The sequence below is a fragment of the Rhodoferax sp. genome (genome assembly GCF_025354435.1).
Classification (GTDB): domain Bacteria; phylum Pseudomonadota; class Gammaproteobacteria; order Burkholderiales; family Burkholderiaceae_C; genus Rhodoferax_B.
Window position 1 is genome coordinate 15,987 of record NZ_JANXMU010000036.1, and the last position, 14,845, is coordinate 30,831.

Genomic DNA, 14,845 nt, shown 5'->3' on the forward strand with positions numbered 1-14,845 from the left:
GCGGTAACGGTGGCCAACATAAGATTATGACCAGAGTGTGACGGGGTTATACGCACAAGGCATGGGACTTGCATACCCATTTCTGGTGCCCATCGCTACCATCAAGCACCTCGAAAACGAGGTGCTTCGTCCCCCCAACAATTTCACCAGAGAACCTCCTATGCGCGCCCATTTCAAGATCGAAAAATTCGTCGCCGGAGCTGCCATCGCGGCCCTGTCGGCTTTTGCCACGCTGGCCCACGCCCAGGCAGCCAAACCCAATGTGGTGATTCTGGCCACCGGCGGGACCATCGCCGGAGCCGGTGCTTCGGCCCTCAACAGCGCCACCTACGCCGCCGCCAAGGTGGGTGTGGACAAGCTGATTGCCGGTCTGCCCGAGTTGGCCAATATTGCCAATGTGCGCGGTGAACAGGTGTTCCAGGTCGCGTCTGAAAGCCTGACCGATGACAATCTGCTGACCCTGGCCCGCCGCGTGTCTGCGCTGGCCAAGCAAGCCGATGTGGACGGCATTGTCATCACCCACGGCACCGATACCGTGGAAGAAACCGCCTACTTCCTGACCCTGGTGGAGCACACCAACAAGCCCATCGTGATGGTGGCTTCGATGCGTCCGGGTACCGCCTTGTCGGCCGACGGCGCGCTGAATTTGTTTGACGCCGTGAGCGTGGCAGGCAGCAAGGATGCCATGGGCAAGGGCGTGCTCTTGACCATGAACGACACCATCGACAGCGGCCGCGATGTCAGCAAAAACGTCAACATCAAGACCAATGCGTTCTCTAGCCAATGGGGCCCCTTGGGCATGGTTGTGGAAGGCAAGAACTACTGGTTCCGCGCCCCGGTCAAACGCAACACCATGACTTCCGAGTTCGACATTGACACCATCACCACCTTGCCCAAGGTGGAAATCGCCATGGGCTACGAAGGCGTGGCACCCACGGCCATCGAAGCCCTGGGAAAAAGCGGCATCAAGGCCCTCATCCACGGTGGCCCTGGTAACGGTTCGGTGGCCGACCGCATCGTGCCCTACCTGCAAAAAATTCGCGCCGACGGTGCCATCGTGATCCGCAGTGCCCGCGTGCCCGACGGCTTCGTGCTGCGTAATGCCGAGCAGCCCGACGACAAGTACGACTGGGTCGTGGCCCACGACCTGCGCCCCCAAAAAGCCCGCATCCTGGCCATGGTTGCTTTGACCAAGACCAGCGACACCAAAGAGCTGCAACGTATTTTTTGGGAGTATTGACCCCCCCCAAGCTTCAGTGCAATGCATCTTTCGCCCCCCTCAGATTGGTTTGATAAACCGATCTGAGGGGGGCGATGCACGTGGCCTGGCAAAGCCAGTTCCGCGGCACCCTTGAAGTGCGTGCATTGTGGTTAGCCAACACAAGTCCTGGCCGATGCGGGCTACCGCAGCGAAGCGGTCATGGCCAAGCTGGTCCAGGCATATCTGGATACCGAACTGGTGATCGCGCTGGGTCGTGAGGGCCGGTTGAGACGGTAGGTGCGGGTGAAAGTGCCCGCTGCAGGATTTGCACGAGACGTAGGGCGCGTTAAGCGCCCTACGAGCACTGGCGGTGGGTGCGCGTTCACCAGGTTCTACGCCACTGCCCACCGCTGGGCTGGGAGGCGGGGTTGGTTGATTTGCTCTGCCGCCCAGCCCCCCTAGCAGCCATTTTTATTTGTAAATTTGCTTATTGCGTTTTGGGCTCGGTGATAAAGCCTATTTTCTTCACTCCTGCCTGCTGCGCCGCCGCCATTACTTGCGCTACGCGCTCGTAGCGCACGTCTTTGTCGCCACGGATGTGCAGCTCGGGCTGCGGTTCCTTGGCGGCTTCGGCTTGCAGCATGGGCACCAGGTTGGCCTCGGCCATCTGGTTCTCGTTCCACCAATAGTCACCCTTGGCATCCACGCTGAGGCGGATGGTTTCGGGCTTGACTTCCTGCACCTGGTTGGTGGCGCGGGGCAGGTCGATATTGACAGCGTGCTTCATCACCGGAATGGTGATGATGAAGATGATCAACAGCACCAACATCACGTCCACCAGGGGCGTCATGTTGATCTCGTTCATCACCTCATCGGGTTCGTCTTGGGTTCCGAAGGCCATGGATTAGCTCCCCTTTTTCATGGGCACCACGTTCGCCGCGCTGCCGGTGGCCACGCGGGCACCGGTGACGAAGAAGGCGTGCAGGTCGTGGGCAAAGCTGTTGAGCTTGATCAGGATGGATTTGTTGCCGCGCACCAGGGCGTTGTAGCCCAGCACTGCAGGGATCGCCACGGCCAGACCCAGCGCGGTCATGATCAGCGCTTCGCCAATGGGGCCTGCCACCTTGTCGATGGTGGACTGGCCGGACAGGCCGATGCTCAGCAGCGCGTGGTAGATGCCCCAGACCGTGCCAAACAGGCCGATGAAGGGGGCGGTGGAGCCCACCGATGCCAGGATGGCTAGGCCGGATTGCAGCTTGGCGGTGAACTCGTCCATGCTGTTGCGCAGGCAGCGCGTGACCCAGTCGCTTACGTCCAGGCTGTCGTGCAGATGGGCCTTGGTGTTGCGGTGGTGGGCGGTGGCTTCGCGGCCTTCCAGGGCCAGCTGCTGGAACGGGTTGGTCGGGTCATCGCCCAGCTTCTTCAGGCCGGTGGCGAAGTCTTCGCTGTGCCAGAAGTCAGCTGCGCTGCCTGCCAGCTTCTTGAACTTGAAGATGTCCAGCGCCTTGATGATGATGACGATCCACGAGGCCAGCGACATGGCCAGCAGGATGATGGCCACGGTTTTGGTGACAAAGTCGCCTTGCGTCCAGACGTTGGCGATACCGAATTGCGATTCCATTAAAAACTCCAAAAAGAAAAGAAAAAATTAACCTAAAAAGTAACTACACAACCGCGATTGCAGCCGGAGCGGACCTCGCCAGAGATGCCATGGATCTGGCTCTGCCAGGCCACAGGCATCGCCCCCTGCTAGGGGGTTGGCGCAAGATGCGCAGCACTGCAGCCTAGGGGTGTGCGATTACTCCAGAACGTAATTGACTGGGGCCTCGTACCACATGGGCTGGGGTACGCCGTTGACCTTGCCCGCCACGAAGCGGCATTTCATGATGTATTCCAGGGCCGATTTGTCCAGCCGCTCATAGCCGCTGCTACGTTTCAACTCGGCTTTTTCGGGGTGGCCATCGATGCCAATAAACACCCGTACCAGCACCTTGCCCTGTTCACCCAGGCGTTTGCTCATGGCCGGGTAGCTGGGTTTGGGGTTGTTCAGGTAGTCGGCATCGCTGGATGGCAGCACCACGCGGGGCGGGGCAGGTGGTGCAACAGGTGGGGCGGCAGGCGCCACGGCTACGGGTTCGGCAATTGGGGGGGCGGGAGGCTGTGGCGTGGTCACACCGGTGGGAGCGTTGGGTGTGGGCGTGGGATCGGCAATCGCCATCGGGCGCGGTGCGGGTGGTGGTGTGGGGGCCTTGGTTTTGACCACTTGCTGCTTCACCGGCACAGGTGGCGCGGGCGGTGGTGGCTTGGGCTTGGGCGGCTCCACCATCTGGGCCAGCATTTCGATCGGAACGATGATTTCGACGGCCTGGCGCACCAATCCGCTTTGCAGGGCCCACAGCCCAGCCCCGTGGAATAGCAGTACGCTGCCCACGATGACGGCATTGCGACTGAAGCGGGGCGGGGGGGTGAAGGGTGGAGGGATGGACAAAGTGCTATTCATACGGAGTGGGCCACGCTCAACCATCGCCGTTCATGCAAACGGACGCACGGCGCAGGGGCGCAACTAAAAATTATTTATGAAAGATCCACCAGGCCGAGCCCAGTACAAAGATCAGGCTGCCGCAGAGTGAGGAGAGGAGTTCCATGCCCTGCTTTCCAAAATGGTGCTGGCGAGCTGGATGGCCGCGACGGGGTGCGACGCGTTGCATTGCGCCACGATGTCGCGTGCACAGCCTTCGCAGCGGCCGCACTGGGTGGCTACACCGAGTTCGAGCTGGATGTCGTCAAACCCAAAACCGGCACGCGCGTGGCGGGCAATTTCGCGGTCAGAAACACGTTGGCAAACACAAACAATCATGGCGGCAAGCACATTGGCTGGCAGTTGATAAGATGCCACAATTATAAATACGAATCCGTCGCATTTGCAATACCTATCGTGGATTTCCCTTCAAACAAAAGGGCCGGGCTGGCTTTGTCTAGGGTTTTGCAGCCGCACAGGGCCATGGCGATCTCCAACTCGTCGCGCAGCAGGCGCAGCACATGGGCCACGCCCACGGCACCGGCGTTGGCCAGCCCGTACACGTAGGGCCTGCCGATCAGCACGGCGCTGGCCCCCAGGGCCATGGCTTTGAGCACATCGGTGCCGCGCCGAATGCCTCCATCCACCAGCACCGGCAGCGTGCCCACCGCATCCTTGATGCGCGGCAGCACGGCGGCGGTGGCAGGTGTGGTGTCCAGCGTGCGCCCGCCGTGGTTGGAGACGATGATGCCCGCCAGCCCCAGCGCAGCGGCCTGGCGTGCGTCGGCGGGGTGCAAGATGCCTTTGAGCAGAATTGGCAGCCGGGTCTGGGCTTGCAGCCAGGCCACGTCGTCCCAGGTGGGGGTGGTGGACTGGGTGAGCAGGCCGTCGAATAGCGCGCTTTGGCCGGCTTGCAGCACGATCGGGGGAGGCGGGGGCAGACCGGCCAGGTTGACGGCGGAAATACCCGGCGGCAGCTTAAAGCCGGCCCGGCGCTCCCGGTCGCGGGCACCGTGGGTGGGCGCATCGACCGTTAGCACCAGCGCTTCATAGCCAGCCTGCTCGGCGCGTTGCAGCAGCTCGCGGGTGAAGCCGCGGTCATGCTGTAGATACAGTTGAAAGAATAATGGGCCTCTAGCGCTCTCTGTTATTACAGAGTTAGCTATGGTTTCGAGAGCAATGCTGGATTGCGTGCTGAGCACCAGGCCGGCACCCAGCGCCGCCGCCGCGTAAGCGCTGGCCAGTTCTCCGTCTGGGTGCGCCATGCGCTGGAAGGCTACCGGGGCCAGCAGAATCGGGTGCGCCAGGCTGTGGCCCAGCAGCTGAGCCCGTGTGTGGCCACCGGCCAGGGCTTGCAATACGCGGGGGTACAGCTGCTGCGCATCCCAGGCGCTGCGGTTGGCGCGCAGGGTGATCTCGTCGCCCGCACCGCCGCTGAAATAGGCCCAGGCATTCGCATCCAGCACGGTCTGGGCATGGCGGGCGTGGTCGTCCAGATTGACGATGCCAGGGGGGATTTGGGCAACGGTGGGAGCGTTCATGTGTCAGCCCACATGCGCAAAAGGTTGTGGTACGTGCCGGTCAGGCCGGTGGTCTCTGGCGTTTCGCCGTGTTGTTGGCGCAGGCTGAGCAGGTGGGTGTCTAGGTCGAACAACAGTTGGCGTTGCTCCTGGCTGCGCACCATGCTCTCGATCCAGAAGAAGCAGGCCAGCCGCGCTCCGCGGGTGACCGGCTCGACCTGGTGCACGCTGGTGCCCGCGTACAGCACCAGGCTGCCTGCGGGCAGCTTGACGCGCTGCGGGCCTGCGCTGTCCTGTACCACTAGCTCGCCGCCATCGTAAGCATCGGGTTCGGTCAAAAACAAGGTGCAGGAGATGTCGGTGCGCACGCGTTGGCCGGTGTCGGGGGCAAAGCGTACGGCGTTGTCTACGTGGTTACCGTAGAAGTTGCTGGCACCGCTGTAGCGGTTGACGCGCGGAGTGAACACGTGCTTGGGCAGGGCGGCGGAAAAGAAAGTCGGGTTGCGGTCCAGCCCGCGCATTAGCAGGGCGCGGATTTGGGTGGCGGCCTCGCAGTCGTGCGGCAGTTGCTCGTTGTTTTTGACCGCCTGCGCCTGGCTGCCCGCGCTGGCCCGGCCATCGGCCCAGGGTGCGTTGACCAGCAGACTCTGGGCGGTGGCGACTTCTTCGGGACTGAGGATGTTGGGGATGTGCAGCAGCATGCGTGGATTGTCGTAGTGAACGTGAAATAACTTGTCTGGTCCGGGGTGCTTTGCGCCGAGTCCATGCAAGTTGGGCGGGCTCTCATAAAAAAAGCCGCCCCGAAGGGCGGCTTGTGGTGAGCGCCAGTGCTATGCCGTAGGCTTAGAACTGGTACTTGGCAGACATCTGCAACATGCGGCCGGCACCCGGCACATAAAACGTTTGGTACAGCGCATCGCCGTACAACTTGTTGGTCACGTTGATCACGTTGGCCTTGACGGTGAACTTGTCTTCGATCACCGTGTATTCGGCCAGCAGATCGGCGGTCACGTAGCCTGGCGAGTAGAAGCCCGGGTTGCGGAGGGGCGCAACCCGGCTCTTGAAGTTCAAACCAGCACCGACTCGGATTTGCGGTGTGATTTTGTAGGTCGTCCAGACCGTGCCGCTCTGCTTGGGTGTGAGCGATGGGCGGGTGCCTTGGCCTTCAGCGCCTGGGGCGGCGATGTCGATCTTGGCGGACGGGATCCATGCATAGGAGCCGAACACTTCCCACTGCAGCGTGATATTTCCGGTGAAATCGAGGTCGATACCCGCCGCATGGCGCTTACCGGACAAGATCGCGATCGGGACGAGCGGATCGGTGTTGCGCTCATGCAGTTTGGTCGAGTGGAATGCGGCCAGGCGTGCCGTGAAGCGCTTGTCGGCCGAGTCGATACGGGCACCAAATTCCAGATTCTGGCTTTGTTCCGGTGGCGTCTCGGCATTAGCCGCACCCAGTGAATAGGCATCGCCCGAAGTGTTGAATGAGGTGCCGTAAGCGAAGTGGAACGAATGCAAATCGGTCGGCTGGAACAACACGCCTGCGCGTTTGCTCAACTCGGAAATTTTCATGTCGTAGCTGCCGGTCGCGGCTGCGGTGGTCGGGTTGAAGCTTCGGTACCCTGCGGCCATGTGGTCAAAGCGCAGACCACCCAAAAGCTTCCACTTCGGCGCCAACTGCACCAGATCTTGGCCGTAGATGCCATAACCGTTGGAGGTGAAGTTATTGCTTGTGCCGAAGGGGCGGTTGCCTTCGGCGATAGCGGCACCGTCGTTAGGCGTGCCAATCGTGGTGTTGGGGCGGTTCAAGCCCAAGGCTGCCGTCTGCGCAGCGGTCAGCGTCTTGGCTCCATAGACGGTGCGCTCTTCATGGGAAAAGTCCAGACCGGCCAGAACTTCATGTTTGTAACCCAATGCATCGAACTTGGTGCTCAGGTCGGACTGGGCATACAGGTTGTCCATGTCCTGCACTTTGTTTTGCGCACCGCGTGTGAGCACCGTGCCGGGGCCGAAGTTGTCCAGGCCCACCGCTTGTCTATTGGGTTGGACCGCGGCAGCACCGAAGTTCCACAGGGTTGCGCGTTGGTCGCGCGTGTAATGGCCCTTGCGGACCGAGGATTTCAGTTCGGTGTCGCCGGAGAAACGGTGCACATGGCTGAGCGTGCCGTAGGTGGCCCGGCCATGGTTGTAGTCGCTGTCCATGCCGTAGTAGGCATCTGGATCGAGATTGGAGTTGAGCACTGAAGTGCTCGTTGGCGATGCCGACGTAGGCTTGATAAAGCGGATGCCGTAGTTCATGCCATTGTTGTTTTCCAGCTGGTAGAAGCCTACCGAGAACTCGTCCACCTCACCGATACCAAAGCGGTAGGCCGCGGCGATACCGTGCTTGTCGATGGAGCTGCCCGCGCCGTTGTTGTCGGCTTTGGTGGCCATGGCACCGATGCGCAGAGCCGAGCTTTCACCGGTCTTGATGTTGAAGTCGCCAGTCGCGCGGCGGTAGTTGTGGCTGCCCACCGTGGCTTCCACCTCGTTCTGGTTGAGCAGCAGTGGCTGCTTGTTGACCTGGTTGACCGCACCGCCGGTGGAACCCCGGCCAAACAACAGTGCGGCCGAACCCCGCAGGATTTCAACCCGGTCGTTGTTGAAAGTGTCACGCTCGTAGAAAGCCGGGTCGCGGTTGCCGTCGACAAACACGTCGCCCGAGCCCTGCAGGCTGAAGCCGCGCAGTTTGATGTCTTCTTCGCCACCTTCGGCAGCCTGGAACGAAATGCCGCCGGAGTTGCGCAGCACGTCTTTCACGGTGTCGAAATTGCGGTCGGTGATCAGCTTTTCGGTCAGAACGGTGATCGACTGGGGGATGTTGCGCAGTTCTTGGTTGCCCTTGCCGATGGTGGTGCGTTCAACCTTGATCGAATCTTTACCTTGAGGCTGCTCCGCTTTTTCCTTCACCGTCACGGGGGCCAAGGTCTTGGCTTCGGTCGGTGCGGTTTGCGCCATGGCACCCATGGAGCCGGCCAGCATCATCGCGCCGAGGGGTAGCATCCCATAAGGTGCTGCGATTTTGATAGCTACTGGCGCAGTTTGGATATGAGCTAGAGCGGGTTTTTGCTTGAGGTTTTTGCGTCGGAACATGGAGTCAGCCTGAGAAGGGTTGCAATGAACGGCTGGCTAACGCTTGGAACGGGTCCGATGGCTTGGCTGGCTGGGTTGAGAAATACCACACAATTGTAAATTAATGCGAATCATTCTTGTTACTTGGAGGTGGTAAACCCGCAGCCATCCTCCAGAAAACCGCAAATCCCCAACATTTTGTTGCACCTTCACCACGGAGCCTGTGGATTTTTCCCGGATTCGGGGCCCGAGGCAGCATGCCGCCATGCACAGCCAGTGGCGCTGTGCTAGCGCACCGGGCTCAGGCAGGTAGCTGGGAGCAAACCACGGCCGCGCGAAAAGGCCGTGGTTGCGTGCGTGGCAACGCGGTGAATGAACGTGAAACAACTTGTCTGGCTCGGGGGGCTCTGCACCCGAGTCCGTGCAAGTTAGAGCAGACCGGCCTTCAGCATGAGGTCGGTGGTCTTGGAGGTGTTGAGTTTGGACATGTCCACCCTGGGGGCCTGCAATTCGCCCAGCGGCATCAGGTTGCGATTGGATTTGGCATCTACGCCGACCGCGTACTCGTAAGAGTTGCCGGTGCGCAGAATGTCTTGTCCGCCCTTGCCGGTCAGCCATTTCATAAATTGCTGCGCTTGGGGCTGGTGTTTGCTGGAGGCCAGGATGCCGCCGCCAGATACGCTGATAAACGCGCCAGGGTCTTGGTTGCGGAAGTACAGCGTGCCGAGTTTGTCGGTGTTGGCGCCGCCTTTCGACATGTCGCCCAGATAGTAGTAGTGGTAGATCACCGCGGTGTCGACTTCACCATCGTTGCTGGCCTTCATGGCTGCGCTGTTGCTGCGGTAGGTCACCACGTTGGTTTTCAAACCCGTGAGCCAGGCCGCAGTAGCCGCCTCGCCCTTGAGCTGCAACACGGCGCTGACGATAGCCTGGAAGTCGGGCCCTGCAGACGCAGCGGCCACGCGGCCTTTCCACACCGGGTCGGCCAGGTCCATCAAAGACTTGGGCAGCATGTCTTTGGAGGGGAACTTGGTCTTGCGGTAGACCAGCAGCGTGCTGCGGGCGGCAATGCCGGTCCAACGCCCGTGGTCAGGGCGAAACTCGGCAGGTATTTGCGCCAGCGTAGCGGGGTCCAGCGGGACGAACAGCTTGGCGTTATCAACCAAGGACATGGCGGGGGAGTTTTCGGTCAGGAAGATGTCCGCGGGCGAATTGGCGCCTTCTTGCACGATCTGGTTGCCCATCTCGGCATCACCGCCATTGCGAACCAAGACCTTGATGCCGGTTTCGCGGGTGAACGCGTCGGTCCAGGCTTGCGTCAGCGAGACGTGCTGGGCGTTGTAGACCACCAGCGTATTGCTGTCTGCCGCGCTTTGGGCGTGCGATGCCAGTGCTGCGGCCCCCAGGCCGAGTGCCAGAACCAATGAGCGTCGCTGGAAATTGAATGGAAATTGCATGGGTGGAAAGTCCTAAATAAATACCGAAATAGCGTTCGCCGTTGAGCATCCGTCAATGCGGATGTAACGAGAATTGTTTGCATTCGCATTATAGGTGCGTGCTGTTACACGTACCCATCTGCAGGTGTGTAAACCAGGCTGGTGGGTGGTGTAAACCGTCAGCCGAATCAGCCCGCGGCGGGCTATCTTTGCAAGGATTTTTAAAAAAAAATGGCCCTAGCGTATATAACATCTACGTAGGTAGCTATCTTTTTAATAGTATTGGCTTAGACCAGCCATTTGCCGTGGTTGTCCCAGTGCACGTCGGCCAGTAGCCGGTCCAAGCGGCGGGTTGCTACCTCGCCGCGCACGCCGCCCTGGGCACCGCTGGCCAGCCAATCGGGGCCGTAGGCGGCCAGGGCACCGGCTTCGGGTAGTGCGAGCTGGCGCGGATCACCGCCCTGGGCCGACCACCAAGCCAGTTGCCCGGCGCGGGTGGCGCTGACCACAAAGCGGTCGTCGGCCGGGCTGTTGCGGCCCGGCACAAAGGCCACGTCGCCGCCGTAGCCGCCCAGGGCCAAGGGTTCTGGCAAGGCGATGGTGCGCAGGCCGTTGGCATCCAGCAGCGCCAGCAGCGGGGCGCTGCGGCGGGCGGCGGCATCGGCGTGCTCGGCCTGCATGGCGATGGCCACGGTGCCGTTGGGCGCGCGGGCCAGGTGGCGCAGGCTCAAATACGGGTCGCTGGCCCGCCAGGCCTGGCGCAGGGTGCCAGTGGCGGCATCCAGGCGGGCGATGGACGAGTCCATCTGCTTCAGGTTCAGCTTGGTGCGGCCGGTTTCGGGCAGGTTGAGCAGGCCGCCATTGGCCACCAACAGCGTGCCGTCGGGTTCGACCAGCACCATGTGCGGATCCAGACCGCCGCTGGAGAATTCGCGGATTTTTTCCAGGCTGACTGGGTCGCGCACGGCGATGAACCCGGCCCCGGTGTCGGTGCTGGTTTCGGTGGTGTACAGGGCGCTGCCGTCCAGTGCGTAGCTGGCATGGCCGCAGAGCACGCGGTCGTCTTCAATATCGTGCCACAGCACGGCGCGGGCGCTGCGGGTGTCGAAGCGCAGCAGGTATTCGCCCGGGCGCCGGGCTACTGCCAGCGCCTGGCCGGGGTGGCCCAGCGCTGCGTGCAGCATTTGCACCTCATGGGCGCGCTTGGGCAGGGCCACGCCGCGCGATGTGCTGCCGAGTTGCCAGACACCAGCCCAGGCCTGGTCGTCGATGACCCAGGAGGTGAGCAGGCCAGGCGCGGATGTGGCGTTGGCGGGCAAAGCCATGCTGGCAGCGGCCAGGGCCAGCCAGTCGCGGCGGCGCAAATTGGAATTAATCACCATCGGACTCCGAGAAACCGACCATGGTTTTCAGTTCGGGGGCGACTTTGTCTTCGAGCAGCTTCTTGGCCTAGGCCAGGGCCTGCATGGCGGCGGTGACGCTGGCGGCGCGGGCCGGGTCTGCCGCCAGCATGCGGGTGTGCAGCAGGGCCACGGCGGTTTCCAGCTGGGTGGACAGGGCAAGCTGGTTTTCACCGGCCAGGTAGCCGTTCAGGCTTCCTTGCTCCTGGCTGCGGCCGGTGCCGACCAAGAAGTTTTGCATGCTGGCCTAGGCCGCCTGCCAGGCTGCCCGGGTGCCGCTGCTGGTGGCCCGCGGCCAGTCGCTGGCGCGGCCACTGCGGGCTGGTTTGCCCATCTTCTTCCAGCGCAATTGCTCCAGCCCGCCCACGGCCTGGCTGAACCATTCGTTGAAGGCGACGAGTGCGGTGTCGGGGGTCCAGGTGCGGGCGGCCAGGCTTTGGAAGTCGGCCAGCAGGGCTTGGCCCTCGGCCGCGCAGCCCTGGGCCAGGGCTGCGGCGTAGGCGCATTGGGCGGCATCCGGCGTGGCTTGCCACAGCAGCCATTCCAGGGCGGGCAGGCCTTTGGCGGGTGCGCCTAGGTCGTCCAGCGCGGCGGCGGTTTGCGGCGGGTTGGGTGCGGCTGCAAGGACCATGGCCGGCCGGGTGGGCCAGAAGTCTATGCTGCGGGTACTGCGGCGCTCCAGCAGCGGGCCGACGGACACGGCGCTGAGGCGCTCCCAATCGAGCATGGCAGCACGCCAGGCGGGGCGGGCCGTGGCCGGGTTGCAGCCCGTGGTCAGCGTATCGCGTAGGGCGGCGCTGCTCTGGGCAAAGGCCTGTGCGGCGGGCACAAAGTGCAGCCGCAAGGCGTTGCGCACCCAGTCGGTCTGGGTGATGGCCGGACTGGCAATGCGCTGTGGCAGAGGGGCCGCCCCGGCGGCGCTGCACAGGGTGCCCAGGCCCAGTGCCAACCATTGGCGGCGGTCGATCAAGAGATGCACGGTGGGCTTTCGGTCAGAACGGGTCAGAGGGAGTTCACAAATTTCACCAGCGCGTCGCGGTCGGCTTTGGGCATTTTCAGCACCTCCTGGCGGGCCGCATCGGCTTCGCCACCGTGCCACAGAATGGCTTCCAGCGTATTGCGGGCGCGGCCATCGTGCAGCAAAAAGCTGTGGTTATTCACGTCAGGGATCAGCCCAATGCCCCACAGCGGCGGGGTGCGCCACTGCTGGCCGTTGGCCAAGCCGTCCGGGCGGCCATCGGCCAGGCCCTTGCCCATGTCGTGCAGCAGCAGGTCGGTGTAGGGCGTGATCTTTTGCCCGCGTAGTGACGGAAACGCGGATGCACCCGTGGTGTGGCTGGGGCGGTGGCACACGGCGCACTGGGCCTGGGCAAACAGGGCCTGGCCGCGGCGCACGTCTACGTTGTCATAGCCGCGCCGGGCGGGCACAGCCAGCGTGGCCTGGTACTGGATGACCTTTTTGAGTGTGGCGTTGTCGATCTCAGACCCGCCTTTTTCTCCGCCTCGGGGAGCGGCAGCACAGTCTTTTTGCTTCGGCGTGCAGTCTTCGCGCGGGAACTTTTCGGAGGTGATGCCGATGTCGCCATTGAAGGCGGCTGCTGATTGGTGCGCCAGGCTGCCGGTATTGGCCTTCCAGCCAAAGCGGCCCACCACGTCCTTGCCCGCAAACGGGTTGAACACGCGGTTGGCCATGCCGTGGATGCCATCGCTGCGACCGGCCTGCTGCTGCACATTGGCCAGGATGTCGGCCTCGGTGATCGCGTCGATCAGGCCTACGCCGGGCATTTGTGGCGCGATGCGCGGGCTGACAAGGGTGCCAGGCTGCATGGGGCCGTAGCCCAGATCGGTAAAGCGGTAGTGCGGCTGGCGCAGACTGTAGCGGGTGCCATCGGCAAACTGGCCGGGCAGCTCGGTGTAGCGGATGCGGACTTTGCCCTCGGGGCGCACGTCTTGTACGGCCGAGTTGGTGAACTGCTCGCCGTAGGTAGGTTCATGCTGGGGCGCGCCCTGTGCATCCAGCACCGACAGGCGGAACAGCAGGCCGATGGGTTGCTCGGCGGTGATGCCGTTTTTAAAGGTGTTGGGCGGTGCGCCGCGGCCGTCCTGCACATGGCAGCCGCCGCAGGAGCGGGCAATGAAGTGCGGCCCCAGGCCGTCGCGGGCGGAGGTGGAAGACGGGGCTTCGACCCAGTTGCGCCGAAAAAAAGAGTTGCCGATGGCGAAGTTGGTGCGGCCTTCTTCGTCTAGGTTGGCGGCGGGAAACGAGAAGGCGTTCAGCCCTTCTTCAAACACGGTGGTGTCGCCGCCGGGTTTTTCTTCCGAGGTGTCGATCGTGGGGGGCGTTGCCAGGGCTAGCCACGCCACCGCCATCCCGGCCGAGGCCAGGGCGGTGGTGGTGAGGGTGCGCCAGCGTGTTTTTTGCGGGTTCGGCTGACGCATCGGCTTACTCTTTGGCGGGGTCCGCCAAGGTGAGTTTGGTAATGCCCACCGCCTTGGCCGCGTCCAGGAAGTCCTTGCTTTGCAGTTTGAGCGCATCGGCCACGGCCTGCACGCGCTTGCGGCCTTCGGTGTCCACGATTTCGCGGTCGAACGGGGCGTGGATGCCTTCAGCGGCTTTCACGCTAGCGGCGATGTGGCCGCTGGTGCGCTCGGCGGTGGTGGCGTCTTTCAAAGCCACCAGGTCGCGCAGCGAAGCGCCTTGCAGCAGGCTGCCGTCGGCACGCTTGAAGCGGCCCAACCAAACGTTTTCAATCCCGGTGGCGTTGGCCACGATATCGCGGTGGGTGTTGTCGGAGAAGCAAGAGTGCTCGTCTTCCTGGTTCTTGGAGGCCAGCGCTACTTCGATGCGTTCACCGGCCAGTTCGCCGCGCGACAGAGAGCCCACGCCGACCAGCATGTTGCGCACGGCGCTGGTGCCGGATTTTTCAAACTTGGCGCGGTAGTTCTTGGCATCGGGCGCCCAGGCCTTGGTCAGGCTGGTCAGGTCGCTGATGAGCAAATCGGACACCACCTTCAGGTACTCGCGGCGGCGGTTGGCGTTGGGGGTCTTGCCGTCCACAAAGTCTTCAAACGAACGGTCGCCGGGGCCGGTTTCGCTCAGATCCTGGCCCCAGAGCAAAAACTCGATGGCGTGCCAGCCGGTGGCAATGTTTTCTTCGCCGCCGCGTTCGTTCAGGGCCGAGAGGGCTTTGGCGGTGATTTTGACCTTGGGATTGTTGATGATGCCGGACTTTGGCTTGCCGACGACGTAGTCCACATAGGCTTCGTCCATCGGCCAGGCGTTGATGCGGCCTTCGGGGCCATTTTTGTCATCGATGGGGCCGGCGTAGAAGCGGAAGGCTTCGGTCTGGCCGTAAAACTCGCGGGCAGCCAGCCAGGCGGTACGGGCTTTGGTCAGGCCTTCGGCACTGGGGGCGGCATTGAATGCGGTAATCGCGGTCTGGAGTGCTTGGGCCGTGGTCAGCGTGTCTTCGTAGCTGGCGTAGACCAGTTTGCTGTAGTCGGCGGCGACAGCTGCTGCGGTGACGGGGGCGGTGGTTTGGGCGGTGGCGGCAAAAGCCGTCAGCAGGGCGGCACTCAGCAGAAGAGATTTCAAGGCGCAGGTCCTTGGTGTTCCCATCCGCGAAACGCAAGAATTTTGCGGTTGACGCGGACAGGGC

14 protein-coding genes are annotated in these 14,845 nt (G+C 62.7%); 1 reads left to right on the forward strand and 13 read right to left on the reverse strand.

Annotated elements, in window-relative coordinates:
• The first annotated feature begins 160 nt into the window (after positions 1 to 160).
• The gene (locus Q0T48_RS08935) at positions 161 to 1,240 is read left to right on the forward strand and encodes a type II asparaginase (RefSeq protein ID WP_295955302.1); all 1,080 of its coding nucleotides are present in this window, start codon (positions 161 to 163) and stop codon (positions 1,238 to 1,240) included.
• A 448-nt stretch (positions 1,241 to 1,688) separates the two neighbouring features.
• On the opposite strand, the gene Q0T48_RS08940 is transcribed toward Q0T48_RS08935, so the two are convergent.
• From Q0T48_RS08940 to Q0T48_RS09000, 13 genes are all read right to left on the reverse strand, one after another.
• Complete coding sequence (locus Q0T48_RS08940; RefSeq protein ID WP_295955304.1) at positions 1,689 to 2,102, reverse strand: biopolymer transporter ExbD; 414 nt, start codon at positions 2,100 to 2,102, stop codon at positions 1,689 to 1,691.
• Between the two features lie 3 nt (positions 2,103 to 2,105).
• Positions 2,106 to 2,822, reverse strand: a complete 717-nt coding sequence (locus Q0T48_RS08945; RefSeq protein WP_295955306.1) for a MotA/TolQ/ExbB proton channel family protein — start codon at positions 2,820 to 2,822, stop codon at positions 2,106 to 2,108.
• 177 nt (positions 2,823 to 2,999) lie between these two features.
• Complete coding sequence (locus Q0T48_RS08950) at positions 3,000 to 3,701, reverse strand: energy transducer TonB (RefSeq protein WP_295955308.1); 702 nt, start codon at positions 3,699 to 3,701, stop codon at positions 3,000 to 3,002.
• A gap of 111 nt (positions 3,702 to 3,812) precedes the next feature.
• Complete coding sequence (locus Q0T48_RS08955; RefSeq protein ID WP_295955310.1) at positions 3,813 to 4,058, reverse strand: (2Fe-2S)-binding protein; 246 nt, start codon at positions 4,056 to 4,058, stop codon at positions 3,813 to 3,815.
• A gap of 41 nt (positions 4,059 to 4,099) precedes the next feature.
• Entirely contained in the window at positions 4,100 to 5,260 is a 1,161-nt protein-coding gene (locus Q0T48_RS08960; protein WP_295955312.1) for an alpha-hydroxy acid oxidase, read from the reverse strand.
• Positions 5,257 to 5,940, reverse strand: a complete 684-nt coding sequence (locus Q0T48_RS08965) for a Fe2+-dependent dioxygenase (RefSeq protein ID WP_295955315.1) — start codon at positions 5,938 to 5,940, stop codon at positions 5,257 to 5,259. The genes Q0T48_RS08960 and Q0T48_RS08965 overlap by 4 nt, the downstream gene beginning before the upstream one ends.
• Before the next feature lie 142 nt (positions 5,941 to 6,082).
• Positions 6,083 to 8,281, reverse strand: coding sequence for a TonB-dependent siderophore receptor (locus Q0T48_RS08970; RefSeq protein ID WP_295955317.1), 2,199 nt, complete (start codon positions 8,279 to 8,281; stop codon positions 6,083 to 6,085).
• A gap of 497 nt (positions 8,282 to 8,778) precedes the next feature.
• Positions 8,779 to 9,807, reverse strand: coding sequence for an iron ABC transporter substrate-binding protein (locus Q0T48_RS08975; protein ID WP_295955319.1), 1,029 nt, complete (start codon positions 9,805 to 9,807; stop codon positions 8,779 to 8,781).
• Between the two features lie 266 nt (positions 9,808 to 10,073).
• Positions 10,074 to 11,165, reverse strand: coding sequence for a DUF1513 domain-containing protein (locus Q0T48_RS08980; RefSeq protein ID WP_295955322.1), 1,092 nt, complete (start codon positions 11,163 to 11,165; stop codon positions 10,074 to 10,076).
• 70 nt (positions 11,166 to 11,235) lie between these two features.
• Entirely contained in the window at positions 11,236 to 11,427 is a 192-nt protein-coding gene (locus tag Q0T48_RS08985) for a hypothetical protein (protein WP_295955324.1), read from the reverse strand.
• A gap of 6 nt (positions 11,428 to 11,433) precedes the next feature.
• Positions 11,434 to 12,165, reverse strand: a complete 732-nt coding sequence (locus tag Q0T48_RS08990) for an imelysin family protein (protein WP_295955327.1) — start codon at positions 12,163 to 12,165, stop codon at positions 11,434 to 11,436.
• A 23-nt stretch (positions 12,166 to 12,188) separates the two neighbouring features.
• Positions 12,189 to 13,556, reverse strand: coding sequence for a di-heme oxidoredictase family protein (locus Q0T48_RS08995; protein WP_295955560.1), 1,368 nt, complete (start codon positions 13,554 to 13,556; stop codon positions 12,189 to 12,191).
• A gap of 73 nt (positions 13,557 to 13,629) precedes the next feature.
• Entirely contained in the window at positions 13,630 to 14,805 is a 1,176-nt protein-coding gene (locus Q0T48_RS09000) for an imelysin family protein (RefSeq protein WP_295955329.1), read from the reverse strand.
• Positions 14,806 to 14,845 lie beyond the last annotated feature (40 nt).

Coding starts and splice junctions, on each gene's coding strand:
- Q0T48_RS08950 (WP_295955308.1), bottom strand. CDS start 3,701: ATGAATAGCACTTTGTCCATCCCTCCACCCTTCACCCCCCCGCCCCGC.
- Q0T48_RS08935 (WP_295955302.1), top strand. CDS start 161: ATGCGCGCCCATTTCAAGATCGAAAAATTCGTCGCCGGAGCTGCCATC.
- Q0T48_RS08995 (WP_295955560.1), bottom strand. CDS start 13,556: ATGGCGGTGGCGTGGCTAGCCCTGGCAACGCCCCCCACGATCGACACC.
- Q0T48_RS08985 (WP_295955324.1), bottom strand. CDS start 11,427: ATGCAAAACTTCTTGGTCGGCACCGGCCGCAGCCAGGAGCAAGGAAGC.
- Q0T48_RS09000 (WP_295955329.1), bottom strand. CDS start 14,805: ATGGGAACACCAAGGACCTGCGCCTTGAAATCTCTTCTGCTGAGTGCC.
- Q0T48_RS08955 (WP_295955310.1), bottom strand. CDS start 4,058: ATGATTGTTTGTGTTTGCCAACGTGTTTCTGACCGCGAAATTGCCCGC.
- Q0T48_RS08970 (WP_295955317.1), bottom strand. CDS start 8,281: ATGCTACCCCTCGGCGCGATGATGCTGGCCGGCTCCATGGGTGCCATG.
- Q0T48_RS08940 (WP_295955304.1), bottom strand. CDS start 2,102: ATGGCCTTCGGAACCCAAGACGAACCCGATGAGGTGATGAACGAGATC.
- Q0T48_RS08965 (WP_295955315.1), bottom strand. CDS start 5,940: ATGCTGCTGCACATCCCCAACATCCTCAGTCCCGAAGAAGTCGCCACC.
- Q0T48_RS08945 (WP_295955306.1), bottom strand. CDS start 2,822: ATGGAATCGCAATTCGGTATCGCCAACGTCTGGACGCAAGGCGACTTT.
- Q0T48_RS08960 (WP_295955312.1), bottom strand. CDS start 5,260: ATGAACGCTCCCACCGTTGCCCAAATCCCCCCTGGCATCGTCAATCTG.
- Q0T48_RS08975 (WP_295955319.1), bottom strand. CDS start 9,807: ATGCAATTTCCATTCAATTTCCAGCGACGCTCATTGGTTCTGGCACTC.